Genomic DNA, 13,403 nt, shown 5'->3' with positions numbered 1-13,403 from the left:
GGTCCTGACCGTCAGCGGTCGCGCAGCCGCGCGGGCGTCACTGCGCGGCGATCGCGAACCAGCCGCCGACGCCCGTCGCCACGAGCAGGGCGATCGTCACGACGTGCAGGCGCACGGGTACGGCGACCGTGTCGGCGACGCCGAGTTCGATCCGACCGGACTCGCGCAGGCCGTCCCAGTGCTCACGCACCAGGTACGCCGCGTCGCCGGACTCCGTCGACAGCAGGTCACCGGCGCTGCGTTCGCCGGGCGCGGTGGTCGGGGTCACTCCGACTCGGCCGTGGCGCTGGTTGCGGCGCCGCGCGAGGGCGACGCCCGCTCGGCCGGGCGCGGGGGCCGCCCAGGCGGCGACCTTGCGGTGCGGCGTGACGAGCGTCAGCGCGAAGCGGGTGTCGACGTGCACGAGCGCCGCCCACGGGACGTCGGCGGTGTGGAACACGTTGACCACCTCGACGCCGTCGTCGTCGACGACCAGGCGCGGGTGCCAGAGCGCGGTCCAGCCGAGCAGTCCGCCGAACGCCGCGGGCACGAGGCCGAGCCAGCGGTGCCAGTCGTGGCCGTTCGCCACGCCGGCGGCGAGCAGCGCCGCCACGATGACCCAGAGGGCGATCGCCAGCACGCGGTTGAACCTCGAGACGAACACGGTGCGCGGATCCGGCGCGGGGGAGACCATGCGGCCATCGTCGCAGGTCGCCGCAGCGCTCCGCACATCGTCATCACCAACCACGCGGTCGCCTCGTGCGGCCGGGAAAGGACCGGACGTCGATGAGCACGAGCACGCCCGCCTCCGCGACTGCCACCCGGACCACGGTCGGTGCGCCGATCGTCGAGGTCACCGACCTCGACGTCGACTTCGCCGTCGACGACTACTGGACCCCCGCGGTCAAGCACCTCAGCTACGAGATCCGCTCCGGGGAGGTCCTGGCGCTCGTCGGCGAGTCCGGTTCGGGCAAGTCGGTCAGCTCCATGTCCATCCTCGGGCTGCTGCCCAGGAACGCCCGCGTCAACGGCTCGGTCCGCTTCCAGGGCACCGAACTGCTCGGGCTCCGTCCGGCGCAGATGCGGGACTACCGGGGCAAGGAGATCGCGGTGATCTTCCAGGAGCCGATGACCGCGCTGAACCCCGTGTTCACGGTGGGCTCGCAGATCGTCGAGACGCTGCGGATCCACTACGGGATCTCGCCGAACGAGGCACGCGACCGCGCGATCGAGCTCCTCGCCATGGTCGAGATGCCCGACCCGCAGAAGGCGTTCGACTCGTACCCGCACCAGCTCTCCGGCGGTCAGCGTCAGCGGGCGATGATCGCGCAGTCGATCTCGTGCGATCCGAAGCTCCTCATCGCCGACGAGCCCACGACCGCGCTCGACGTGACGGTGCAGGCCGAGATCCTCGACCTGATCCGTGACCTCGCGGGCAAGCTCGGCAGCGCGGTCCTGCTCATCACGCACGACATGGGCGTCGTCGCCGACCTGGCGGACCGCATCGTCGTCATGCGTCAGGGGGAGGCCGTCGAGACCGGCACGGTCGCCACGGTCTTCGCGGACCCCCGCCACGAGTACACCCGGACGCTGCTCGACGCCGTGCCGCGGCTCGGGCAGGCCGGTGGCGAGGCCATCGACGTGACCGAGACGCTCGAACACGTCGTCGAGTCGGACGAGCCGGTCGCCGTCGTGCACCCCGTGCACCACGACGTGCCCGAGGTCGGCAAGCCGGTCCTCGCGTTCGACGACGTCGTGATCGAGTACCCGGGCCGCGGGCGCGTCAAGGCGTTCCGTGCGGTGGACCACGTCGACCTCACGGTGCACGAGGGCGAGGTCGTCGGTCTCGTGGGCGAGTCCGGCTCAGGCAAGACGACGCTCGGTCGCGCGGCGATCGGGCTGCTGCCGATCACCTCGGGCCGTCTCGACGTCACGGGCGTGGACCTGTCGAAGTCCAAGCGGTCGCTCGTCCGTCAGGTGCACAAGAACGCCGGCATCGTGTTCCAGGACCCGGCGTCGTCGCTCAACCCGCGGATGACCATCGGGCAGTCGATCGGTGAGCCGCTGCTGCTCGCGAAGGGCCTCAAGGGCGGCGCGCTCAACCGCGAGGTCGAGTCCCTGCTCGACAGCGTCCGGCTGCCGCGCGCCTACGCGACCCGCTTCCCGCACGAGCTGTCGGGTGGGCAGAAGCAGCGCATCGGCATCGCCCGGGCACTGGCGCTGAAGCCCGCGCTCCTCATCGCCGACGAACCGACGAGCGCGCTCGACGTGTCCGTGCAGGCGACCGTCCTCGAGCTCCTCAAGGAACTGCAGCGCGAGTTCCGCTTCGCGTGTCTCTTCATCACGCACGACCTCGCCGTCATCGACGTGCTGGCGGACCGGATCGCGGTGATGCACCACGGCAAGCTCGCGGAGTTCGGCACGCGTGACCAGATCCTGCGTGACCCGCAGGACCCGTACACGCAGCGCCTCATCGCCGCCGTCCCGCTGCCGGACCCGGAGGTCCAGCGCGAGCGTCGCGAGCTGCGCCGGGCGATCCTGGCCGCCGGCGCGGACGCCTGACGGGAGGCCCTGGTCGGGCCTCCCCGGCCGGTTCCGTTGGCGCACCGGGCCGGACCGGGAGACCCGGTTCCGATGTGCGGGCCGGGCCGGACCGGGAGGCCCGGTTCAGATGCGCGCGCCAGCCATCGACCCGAGCAGGCCGAGCGCGATGAGCGCCACCACGCTCCAGCCGTGCACGCGGTGCTCGATCCGAGCGGGCGTGACCTCGGCGGGCGGCGGGCCCTCCAGGGGCGCCGGGGACGGGACGAAGGCCCGGAGGCGGTCCGCCGCCTCGGCGACGGTGAGGGTGGTCTCCGCTGCCTGCGCCGGGCCTCCCGGTCCGAGCGGTGCGACGGGGGTCAGGCGGAGACGCGCGGTGGGCCGCGGGGCGATCCACGTGCGGCGGTCACCCTCGCTCGTGACGACCTCCAGGCCGAACCGTGATCGGACCTCGAGCACACGGCCCCACGCGATCCGCGTCGTGCGACGGACGTCGACGACCACGACGCCGTCGGCGGTCGCGAGCACGCGGGGACGCCAGAGAGCGGTCCAGGCGAACCACGCCGTGAACGCGGACGGGGCGGGGACGAGCAGCAGTGCGCGGGGGCCGTCGGTGATGAGCCCGATGGGCACGAGGGCGACGGCGACGATCCAGAGGGCGACGGCGAAGCGGCGCATCCCGGGCGCGACGAGCCGGAACGGGACGGGGTCGTCGTGCGGCACGCTCACGTTCCCATGGTCGCAGACACGAGTGGCCGCTGCACCGGCGATGACGTACCCGTCGTCATCGCCGGTGCTGCGCCGGACGCTCCCGGACGACCTACCCGTGGTCGTCGTGGGAACGGAGCCGACAGCTGCGGTTCCTGCCGTACCCGTCGGCGGGGGCCGCAGCGGTCTGCGGATTCCTCCTTGCAGTGCTGCGTGTTGCGGTGGAGCATGCGGTGCGGGTCCCTGAGTGGGGAGAGGTCTCCCCGGGGACATTCTGCCGAGCGGGCGTGACACGCACCGCGAACCGGAGAAAGACCCGATTCCCCGGGGAGACAGTCCTGAAGGAGGATGACTCTCCGATACCAATTAACGGGTACCCCCCGTTCGGGTGTCAAGCCCCCCGGTCGAAGACGTCATCCCGGGCGCGCCGTGTCCAGTGGAACACCGCGCGCCGGCGGTGCTCCCCCGGCGGAGCGGTGGGCGCCGGAACGGGGGTCGCGGGTTCCGGTCCTGGCCCTCAGGCGACGAGCGCCTCGACGTGCTCGCGGATGGTCGAGGCCTTCGGGAACCGCATGCCGACGAGGCCGACGTGGCGCCACCGCACGACCCCGTCCGGGCCGATCACGAACACCGAGCGCCGGACACCGATGCCCGGGGCCTGGACACCGTACGCACGGACGACCTCGCCCGCGGTGTCGGCGAGCAGCGGGAACGACAGCGAAGCCCCGCGGGCGAACGCCTCGTGCGAGTCGAGTCCCTGGCGACTGACCCCCCAGACGATGGCCCCGAGCTCCAGGAACTCGTCGAGCTCGCGCTCGTAGCTGCACATCTGCGCCGTGCACACGGGCGTCGCGTCCCCGGGGTAGAAGGCGAGCACGACGGTCCGGCCGATCTGCGCGCGCAGCGAGTAGGCGTCGTCGGTCCGCTCTCCGCGGCGCAGGAGCGTGCCGGGGAGGGTGAAGTCGGGAGCCAGCTCGCCGACGCCGGGGATCGCCATGCCTCCACGGTAGGCGTCCTCGGGCGCTCACTGGACCGCTGACCTGCGAAACCCCCTCGATCTGGGGGCCGTCGCCGATGTCTTGGCCGATCCGATGCGCGGTCGGTGGGCGCCGAACCGATCGACGGAGCGGTCAGTGCGCACCGAAGAGGTGTGGGAACGCCGACGCGACGTACGGGTAGCCGACGAACACGGCGGCGTCGAGCAGGCAGTGCGTGATCACGAGCGGCAGGAGCCGCCCCCACCGCGTGTACACCCAGCCGAACACGATGCCCATCACGGCGTTGCCGACGAACGCGCCGAAGCCCTGGTACAGGTGGTAGCTGCCGCGGAGGACCGCCGTCGACGTGATCACCGTCCAGCGGCCCCACCCGAGCCGGCCGAGGCGCTCGTACAGGTAACCGACGACGATCACCTCCTCTTGCAGGCCGGAGCGGATCGCCGACAGCAGGAGCACCGGGACCGTCCACCAGTACGTGCCGAGCGCGGTGGGCACGACGTCGACCGTGATGCCGAGCGCCCGTCCGGCGAAGTACAGGCCGAGCCCCGGGACGCCGATGAGCAGGGCCAGACCTGCGGCGCCGCCGAGGTCCGCACGCGGGCGGAAGCGGTCGATCCCCAGCCGCGCCAGGTGTGGTCGCGCGCTCCGCCAGAGCAGGAACGCGACGAGCGCGACCGGCGCCAGGTCCACGGCGACGCCGATGAGCTGGTCGAGCAGGTCGAAGAGCGAGCGGTCGTCCTGCGACGTGTTCAGCGTCGTCGTCTGCGACGCCAGCGCCGTGGTCTTCGTCAGGTCGTCGACGATCTCGACGATCGAGTACACGGCGCTCGCCCCGAGTGACAGGGCGAGGACGATGACGACCTCGGCGGCGAGCCGGCCGCGGGACGTCGGCGGAGCGGTGTTCGCGGTGGGCGTGTCGACGTCCTCGTCCAAGGTCCCTCCGGGTCGTCCGCGCCCGGTAGACTCGGACGCCGGGCATTCTGCCCGATCCTCTCCCTCACGCTCTAAGGAAGTCCTGTATGGCGCTCGCCACCCGGTCCGACCTGCGCAACGTCGCCATCGTGGCACACGTCGATCACGGCAAGACCACCCTGGTCGATGCCATGCTCACGCAGACCAACTCGTTCGACGCCCACTTCGAGGGCGAGGACCGGATGATGGACTCGAACGACCTCGAGCGCGAGAAGGGCATCACCATCCTCGCGAAGAACACCTCGGTGCTCTACAACGGGATCCACGCGGCCGAGTTCAACGACGGCGGACGCATCACGATCAACGTGATCGACACCCCGGGCCACGCCGACTTCGGTGGCGAGGTCGAGCGCGGCCTCTCGATGGTCGACGGCGTCGTCCTGCTCGTGGACGCGTCCGAGGGCCCGCTGCCCCAGACGCGCTTCGTGCTCCGCAAGGCGCTCGCGGCGAAGCTCCCCGTGATCCTGCTGGTCAACAAGACGGACCGTCCCGACTCGCGCATCGACGAGGTCGTCGCCGAGTCCCAGGACCTCCTGCTCGGGCTGGCGTCGGACCTCTCGGACGAGGTCGACGACCTCGACCTCGACGCCATCCTCGACGTCCCGGTCGTCTACGCGTCCGGCCGGAACGGTGCCGCGAGCCGCAACAAGCCCGCCGACGGCACCCTGCCCGACAACGACGACCTCGAGCCGCTGTTCGAGGCGATCCTCCAGCACGTCCCGGCGCCGACGTTCGACGACACCCACCCGCTGCAGGCGCACGTCACGAACCTCGACGCCTCGCCGTTCCTCGGTCGTCTCGCGCTGCTCCGCATCTTCCACGGCACCATGAAGAAGGGGCAGACGGTCGCGTGGGTCAAGCACGACGGTTCCGTCGTCAGCGCCCGCATCACCGAACTCCTCATCACGAAGGCGCTCGACCGGTTCCCCGCCGAGTCGGCCGGCCCGGGTGACATCGTCGCCGTCGCCGGGTTCGACACCATCACCATCGGCGAGACCCTGACCGACCCCGAGGACGTCCGCCCGCTGCCGACCATCACGGTCGACGACCCCGCGATCTCCATGACGATCGGCACGAACACGAGCCCGCTCGTCGGGAAGGTCAAGGGGCACAAGCTCACCGCGCGCATGGTCAAGGACCGCCTCGACCGCGAGCTCGTCGGCAACGTCTCGCTCCGGGTCGTCGACATCGGCCGTCCCGACGCGTGGGAGGTCCAGGGCCGCGGCGAGCTCGCCCTGGCGATCCTCGTCGAGCAGATGCGGCGCGAGGGCTACGAGCTCACGGTCGGCAAGCCGCAGGTCGTCACCCGGCGTGACGAGAACGGCAAGCTCCAGGAGCCGTACGAGCACATGACGATCGACACGCCCGAGGAGTACCTCGGCGCGATCACGCAGCTCATGGCCGCGCGCAAGGGTCGCATGGAGAACATGACGAACCACGGCACGGGCTGGGTGCGCATGGAGTTCATCGTCCCGTCGCGTGGGCTCATCGGCTTCCGCACCGCCTTCCTCACCGAGACCCGCGGCACGGGCATCGCGAACGCGATCTCGCACGGGTACGGCGAGTGGGCCGGCCCCATCCAGACGCGCGTCAACGGCTCGATCGTCTCCGACCGCGCCGGCGTCGTGACCCCGTTCGCGATCACGAACCTCCAGGAGCGGATGACGTTCTTCGTCAACCCGACCGAGGAGGTCTACGAGGGCATGGTCATCGGCGAGAACTCGCGCGCCGACGACATGGACGTCAACATCACCAAGGAGAAGAAGCTCACGAACATGCGGTCGTCCACGGCCGACACGTTCGAGTCGATGACGCCGTCCCGGCAGCTCTCGCTCGAGGAGTGCCTCGAGTTCGCGCGCGAGGACGAGTGCGTCGAGGTCACCCCCGACGCCGTCCGGATCCGCAAGGTCGAGCTCGACGCCCAGTCCCGGGCCCGGGCCACGGCGCGCCTCAAGCGCCAGGACGCCTGAGCCGCGGTTCTCCTCCGCACACGACGACGCCCGTCGGCCCCTCCGGAGCCGACGGGCGTCGTCGTTCCCGGACGAGATGCCCGTCGCGCCGACGGCAGCCGGTTACGGTTGTCGGGTGACGACGCTCCCGCTGTTCGACATCTACCGCGACCTGCACGCGCACCCCGAGCTCGCGTTCGCCGAGCACCGGACCGCCGGTGTCGTCGCGGACCACCTCCGATCGCTCGGCCTCGAACCGACCACGGGGGTCGGTGGCACGGGCGTGGTCGCGGTCCTCGAGAACGCTGCCGGCCCGGTGGTGTGGCTCCGCGCCGACATGGACGGCCTGCCGGTCGAGGAGCGAACGGGCCTGGCGTACGCGAGCGTCCACACCGCCGTCGACGAGGACGGCTCCGAGACCCGCACGATGCACGCCTGCGGTCACGACCTGCACATGACCTGGCTGCTCGGTGCGCTCGAGCGGCTCATCGCGACGCGGGACTCGTGGGCGGGGACCGTCGTCGCGGTGTTCCAGCCAGCCGAGGAGGTCATCGGCGGTGCCCGCGCGATGGTCGACGACGACCTGGTCGATCGCGTCCCCCGCCCCGACGTCGTGCTCGGGCAGCACACCGCGCCCGAGCCGGTCGGACGGGTGACGGTCGGGTCCGGGCCGGTGATGGCCGCGAGCGACCGGTTCACGATCACGTTCCGCGGCCGGGGCGGCCACGGCTCCGCGCCACAGACGACCCGTGACCCGGTGGTCGCCGCCGCGTCGGCGGTCGTGCGGCTGCAGTCGGTCGTCGCCCGGGAGGTCGGTCCCCGGCAGGCCGCGGTCGTCACCGTCGGCAGCATCCACGGTGGCACCCGCGCCAACATCATCCCCGACGTGGTGACGATCGAGGTGAGCACGCGTGCCCAGACCGACGACACCCGGCACCAGGTCGAGCAGGCGGTGCGCCGGATCGTCGCGGCGGAATCGGCGGCGGGCGGCCTCGACGAGCCGCTCGTCCGGGTGCGGCCGGGCGCGAACGTCCTCGTGAACGACGCCGACGCCGCCGGGCGCGTGCTGGCCGCCCTCGAGGGGGTCGTGCCGTCGCTCGTGGCCGGTGACTCGGTGCTCGGCATGGCGAGCGAGGACGTCGGCGACCTCGCGACGGCGGCCGAGGCCCCCATCGTGTACTGGTTCACGGGCACGACGGACCCGGCGCTGTTCGCCGACGGCGCCGAGGTCCCGACGAACCACTCGCCGTTCTTCGCCCCGCTCGCCGAGGCGTCGATCCCGGTCGGGGTGGACGCCTTCGTCGCGGCGACCCGGGCCTGGCTCGCCTGATGTCGCGCACGCCGCGTTCCGATCGGGCGCATCGCCGTGCGGCGCGACCGCGGGTCGTGCCGACGGCCGCGGTCCTGGCGGTCCTCGCCGTCGGGCTGACGGGTTGCGCCGGGATCACCGACCACGTCTCGGGGGTCGGGACGGCGGTCGCGTCGTCGGTGGCGTCGGGCGTCCGGTCGGGCCTCCAGGGCGTCACGGGCGGTTCGATCCAGCGCGGGATGCGGCAGGTGGCCGGCGGCATCGACGGCGCGCTCGACGCCGCCCTGCGGGGCGCGGCGGTGACGACCGACGGTGCTCCCCCCGCCGGGTTCCCGACCCACGCCGTCCCGCTCGTCGACGGCACGGTCCTCGGCGGGGGGAGCGGACCCGCCGGGTCGGGCTGGGTGGTGCAGGTCCGCGTCGCCTCGGTCGCGGAGTTCACGACGGCACACGCTCGGCTCACCGCGGACGGCTTCGCGGACGGTGCCGTGCGGAGCGACGCCCGCAGCGCGTTCGGCCTCTTCCGGAGCGACCGGTACCGCGTGGTGCTCGCCTTCTCGACCGGCCACGACGGCGTGACGGCGACGTACATCGTCACCCCGCGCTGACCGCCGTCCGGCGGCGCTCCGCCACCGAGCCGATCCCAGCCGATCCCGTACCCTGGGTGGCGATGTCCACGCCCACCCCGGCGACGCGCCCCGAGCGTGTCCTGTTCGTCCACGCCCACCCCGACGACGAGACGTTGGCGACCGGGGGCACGATCGCGACCCTGGTCGAACTCGGTGCCGACGTGACGGTGCTCACCGCGACGCGGGGTGAACGCGGCGAGATGCTCACGCCGGCGCTCGCGCCGCTCTTCGGCGACGCGCCCCGGGTCGCCGCGCACCGCGAGACCGAGATCGCGGCCGCGCTCGCCGCGCTCGGCGGGCCTCGGCACCTGTGGCTCGGCGGCCCCGGCGCCCGTCCCACGGACCTGCCGCCGCGTCGGTACAGCGACTCCGGCATGCGGTGGGCCGCGGACGGGCGGGCGACGGCCGCCGAGGACGCGCCGGCCGACTCGCTCACCGCGGCGGACCTCGGGGAGGTCGTCGACGACGTGCGCGCGGCGATCCGCTCGACGGGTGCCGATGCCGTGGTCAGCTACGCGGACGACGGCGGGTACGGACACCCGGACCACGTGCGGGTGCATGCGGCTGCCCGGTACGCCGCCCGTGCCGAGGACGTCCCGTTCTCGACCATCGTCGACGCCGACAGCGGTCAGGCCGACCTCGTCGTCGACGTGCTGCCGGTGCGCCCCCGGGTGCGTGCCGCGCTCGAGCAGTACCGGAGCCAGCTCACGGTCGATCCCCTCGACCCCGAGCAGCCCGAGCGCCTGACGTACGTCATGCCGCACGGCGCCCGGCTCGAAGCGCCCGCGCGCGAGGGCTTCCGGCACGACGCGCCACCCGCAGCGCCGGCGGCGCAGTCGTTCGCCGAGCACGGCCGGGGGGTGCAGTCACTGCTCGTCGTCGCCGCGCTCGCAGCGGGGGCCGTGGTCGGCGGCCTCGGCACGATCACCCACCAGCAGACCCTGGGGAGCCTCCCGGTCGGCATGGTGATCACGACGCTGCTCGTCGCGTGCCTGCTGCTCGGCGTCCGGCTCGTCTTCCGCTCCCGGTGGATGGTGACGGCGGCGGCGCTCGGGGTCCTGCTCGTCACCCAGGTGCTCGTGGCGGTCGGCGGGACGAGTTCGCCGCTCGTCCTCGCGAACACGGCCGGGTACGTGTGGACGTTCGGGCCGGCCGTGATCGCGATGCTCGTGCTCGCGTGGCCGTCGTTGCCCCCTCGCGGCGCTCCGCCGGCGGGCACGGTCCCCGCCGACGGCCGAGAGCGCGGTCCGGCCGCCGTCGACGCCACGGCGCCGACGGCGGGGACGCCCACCCGCCCGGAGTAGACTCGACGCTGCCGCCTCGAAGGGACACCGAAGAACCGTGACGTACGTGATCGCCCAGCCCTGTGTGGACGTCAAGGACCGCGCCTGCATCGACGAGTGCCCGGTCGACTGCATCTACGAGGGCGACCGCTCGCTCTACATCCACCCCGACGAGTGCGTCGACTGCGGTGCGTGTGAGCCGGTGTGCCCGGTGGAGGCCATCTACTACGAGGACGACCTCCCCGAGGAGTGGGCGGACTACTACAAGGCGAACGTCGAGTTCTTCCAGGAGATCGGGTCGCCGGGCGGCGCTGCCAAGGTCGGTGTGATCCACCAGGACCACCCGGTCGTGCTCGCCGAGCCGCCGCGGGGCTGACCCGTGCCGCTCGACCTGCCGGACTTCCCCTGGGACCAGCTCGCCGCCGCGAAGGATCGCGCGGGCGGCCACCCGGACGGCATCGTCGACCTGAGCGTCGGGTCGCCCGTGGACCCGACGCCCGAGCTCGTCCGTCGCGCTCTCGCCGACGCCACGGACGCCCATGCCTACCCGCAGGTGGCCGGGACCCCCGCGCTGCGCGAGGCCATCGTCGCCTGGTACGGCCGACGCCAGGGGATCACCCTGACGACGGACGAGGTCCTGCCGACGATCGGGTCGAAGGAGTTCATCGCCGGACTCGCGCTGTGGCTCGGCATCGGCCCCGGTGACACGGTCGTGTTCCCCGAGGCCGCCTACCCGACCTACGAGCTCGGCGCGGCCCTCGTCGGCGCCGAGGCGTTGGCCGCCGACGACCCCGCGTCCTGGCCGGCGTCGACGAAGCTCGTCTGGCTCAACTCGCCGGGCAACCCCGACGGCCGCGTGCTGTCGATCGAGGAGCTCCGGGTCGCGGTCGAGCGAGCCCGTGCCCTCGGCGCGGTCATCGCGGGCGACGAGTGCTACGCGGAGCTCGGGTGGGAGCAGCCGTACGACGGCACCCCGACGCCGAGCATCCTCGACCCCCGCGTGGTCGGTGACACGCACGACGGCGTGCTCAGCGTGTACTCGCTGAGCAAGCAGTCGAACCTCGCCGGCTACCGCGCCGGCTTCGTGGCGGGTGACGCGCGGGTGCTGGCCGAGGTCCTGGCCGTCCGCAAGCACACCGGCATGATGCCCCCGGCGCCGGTGCAGCAGGCGATGATCGTCGCGCTCGCCGACGACGCCCACGTCCGCGAGCAGAAGGCGCGGTACGCGGGACGGCGCGACCGCCTGGCGTCGGCACTCGTGGCGGCGGGCTACCGGATCGACCGCAGCGAGGCCGGGCTGTACCTCTGGGCGACGCGCGGCGAGGACGCCTGGACCACGGTCGCGGCGCTCGCGGAACTCGGGATCCTCGTCGCACCGGGCACGTTCTACGGCAGTGCTGGTGGTTCGCACGTGCGCATCGCCCTCACCTCGACCGACGAGCGCATCGATGCCGCGGTCGTGCGGTTGCGGTCGTCCGGGACCGGTCCGGTCGCCGACCACGCGGCGGAGTCGCCGGTTCCGCGTTGACGGGCGCCGGGCCTCCCGTGCGCGTGCGCCACGGTCGTCGGTTTAGGCTGTCGTCGTGACTGACACTGCCAATGACGCTCAGAAGGCGGCCACACTGCCCTCGACCGGCACCCCGGACGAGGCGGCACCCACCGCGGTCCTCCACTACCCGGGAGGCACCGCCGAGTTCCCGATCCTGCGCAGCACGGACGGTGCGTCGGCCATCGACATCGCGACGTTGACGAAGCAGACCGGCTTCACGACGCTCGACTACGGCTTCGTGAACACGAGCGCGACGAAGAGCTCGATCACCTACATCGACGGCGAGCAGGGGATCCTCCGGTACCGCGGGTACCCGATCGAGCAGATCGCGGCGAACTGCACGTACCTCGAGGTCGCTTGGCTCCTCATCTACGGCGAGCTCCCCACGGCGGACGAACTCGCGGCGTTCGACGACCGCATCCGGCGGCACACGCTGCTGCACGAGGACCTCCGGCGGCTCTTCGACGCCCTGCCGCACTCGGCGCACCCGATGTCCGTCCTGTCGAGCGCGGTGAGCGCCCTGTCGACCTACTACGAGGACGACATGGACGTCGACGACCCCGAGAAGGTCGAGCTGCAGACCGTCCGCCTGCTCGCCAAGCTCCCCGTGATCGCGGCCTACGCGCACAAGAAGAGCATCGGGCAGGCGTTCCTGTACCCGGACAACCAGCTGAGCTTCGTCGACAACTTCCTGCGGCTCAACTTCGGCACGATGGCCGAGCCGTTCGAGGTCAACCCGGTCCTGTCGAAGGCGCTGGAGCGGCTCCTCATCCTGCACGAGGACCACGAGCAGAACGCGTCGACGTCCACCGTGCGACTCGTCGGCTCGACGAAGGCGAACATGTTCGCGTCGATCTCGGCGGGCATCAACGCCCTCTACGGTCCGCTGCACGGTGGTGCGAACGAGGCCGTGCTCGAGATGCTCGCGAAGATCCGTGACTCGGGCGAGCCGGTGTCGCGGTTCGTCGAGCGTGTGAAGAACAAGGAACACGGCGTCAAGCTCATGGGCTTCGGGCACCGGGTCTACAAGAACTACGACCCCCGGGCCAAGCTCGTCAAGGAGTCCGCCCACGAGGTCCTCGAGGCACTCGGGGTGCAGGACGACCTGCTCGACATCGCCATGGAGCTCGAGGGCATTGCGCTCGCGGACGAGTACTTCGTGTCGCGGAAGCTGTACCCGAACGTCGACTTCTACACGGGCGTCATCTACAAGGCGATGGGGTTCTCGCCGCGGATGTTCACCGTGCTGTTCGCGATCGGCCGGCTGCCCGGGTGGATCGCCCAGTGGCGCGAGCTCAACACCGACCCGCAGAACAAGATCGGTCGGCCGCAGCAGCTGTACCTCGGCCACCCCGAGCGCGACCTGCCGCCCCGCGGCTGATCCCCGCGGCTGCCCCGCGGCTGATCCCCGTACGGAACGGGAGCGGCCCGGCCGGCCGGGCGGTGGCCGGCCAGCCAACCCGGCGCCGGCCGGACCGGCCGCCCG

General features: G+C 72.2%; 12 protein-coding genes. 8 read left to right on the top strand and 4 right to left on the bottom strand.

The features are described 5' to 3' along the window. Positions 1 to 37: 37 nt before the first annotated feature. Complete coding sequence (locus tag DEI86_RS11085; protein WP_111049550.1) at positions 38 to 673, bottom strand: PH domain-containing protein; 636 nt, start codon at positions 671 to 673, stop codon at positions 38 to 40. 92 nt (positions 674 to 765) lie between these two features. Between DEI86_RS11085 and DEI86_RS11080 the strand changes: the two genes are divergently transcribed. Beyond that, the gene (locus DEI86_RS11080; protein WP_111049549.1) at positions 766 to 2,541 is read left to right on the top strand and encodes an ABC transporter ATP-binding protein; all 1,776 of its coding nucleotides are present in this window, start codon (positions 766 to 768) and stop codon (positions 2,539 to 2,541) included. A 105-nt stretch (positions 2,542 to 2,646) separates the two neighbouring features. Here the strand turns inward: DEI86_RS11080 and DEI86_RS11075 are convergent, their stop codons facing one another. From DEI86_RS11075 to DEI86_RS11065, 3 genes are all read right to left on the bottom strand, one after another. Further along, positions 2,647 to 3,249 (bottom strand): hypothetical protein, encoded by a 603-nt coding sequence (locus tag DEI86_RS11075; protein ID WP_111027095.1) that lies wholly within the window; start codon positions 3,247 to 3,249, stop codon positions 2,647 to 2,649. A gap of 496 nt (positions 3,250 to 3,745) precedes the next feature. Further along, the gene (locus tag DEI86_RS11070; RefSeq protein WP_111027096.1) at positions 3,746 to 4,225 is read right to left on the bottom strand and encodes a peroxiredoxin; all 480 of its coding nucleotides are present in this window, start codon (positions 4,223 to 4,225) and stop codon (positions 3,746 to 3,748) included. A gap of 133 nt (positions 4,226 to 4,358) precedes the next feature. Then, entirely contained in the window at positions 4,359 to 5,159 is an 801-nt protein-coding gene (locus DEI86_RS11065; RefSeq protein WP_111010861.1) for a CPBP family intramembrane glutamic endopeptidase, read from the bottom strand. 86 nt (positions 5,160 to 5,245) lie between these two features. Here DEI86_RS11065 and typA point away from each other — a divergent pair, with 86 nt between their 5' ends. From typA to DEI86_RS11030, 7 genes are all read left to right on the top strand, one after another. Further along, a complete protein-coding gene (typA, locus tag DEI86_RS11060) occupies positions 5,246 to 7,168 on the top strand; it encodes a translational GTPase TypA (RefSeq protein WP_111049547.1) in 1,923 nt (640 codons plus the stop codon). Positions 7,169 to 7,283: 115 nt separating this feature from the next. Continuing rightward, on the top strand, positions 7,284 to 8,477 hold the full coding sequence (locus tag DEI86_RS11055) for an amidohydrolase (RefSeq protein ID WP_258376525.1): 1,194 nt from the start codon (positions 7,284 to 7,286) through the stop codon (positions 8,475 to 8,477). After that, the gene (locus DEI86_RS11050) at positions 8,477 to 9,064 is read left to right on the top strand and encodes a hypothetical protein (RefSeq protein WP_111049545.1); all 588 of its coding nucleotides are present in this window, start codon (positions 8,477 to 8,479) and stop codon (positions 9,062 to 9,064) included. The genes DEI86_RS11055 and DEI86_RS11050 overlap by 1 nt, the downstream gene beginning before the upstream one ends. Before the next feature lie 62 nt (positions 9,065 to 9,126). After that, complete coding sequence (locus tag DEI86_RS11045) at positions 9,127 to 10,389, top strand: PIG-L family deacetylase (RefSeq protein WP_146244906.1); 1,263 nt, start codon at positions 9,127 to 9,129, stop codon at positions 10,387 to 10,389. A gap of 37 nt (positions 10,390 to 10,426) precedes the next feature. After that, the gene (gene fdxA / locus DEI86_RS11040) at positions 10,427 to 10,744 is read left to right on the top strand and encodes a ferredoxin (protein WP_111010856.1); all 318 of its coding nucleotides are present in this window, start codon (positions 10,427 to 10,429) and stop codon (positions 10,742 to 10,744) included. Between the two features lie 3 nt (positions 10,745 to 10,747). Beyond that, the gene (gene dapC / locus DEI86_RS11035; protein ID WP_111049543.1) at positions 10,748 to 11,896 is read left to right on the top strand and encodes a succinyldiaminopimelate transaminase; all 1,149 of its coding nucleotides are present in this window, start codon (positions 10,748 to 10,750) and stop codon (positions 11,894 to 11,896) included. A gap of 172 nt (positions 11,897 to 12,068) precedes the next feature. After that, positions 12,069 to 13,298 (top strand): citrate synthase, encoded by a 1,230-nt coding sequence (locus DEI86_RS11030; protein WP_258376531.1) that lies wholly within the window; start codon positions 12,069 to 12,071, stop codon positions 13,296 to 13,298. Positions 13,299 to 13,403: the final 105 nt, after the last annotated feature.

It is taken from the genome of Curtobacterium sp. MCBD17_028 (genome assembly GCF_003234875.1).
In the GTDB taxonomy this organism is placed as follows: Bacteria; Actinomycetota; Actinomycetes; order Actinomycetales; family Microbacteriaceae; genus Curtobacterium.
Note: the sequence above shows the minus strand (reverse complement) of the source record. Positions and strands in the feature narration are given on the sequence as shown.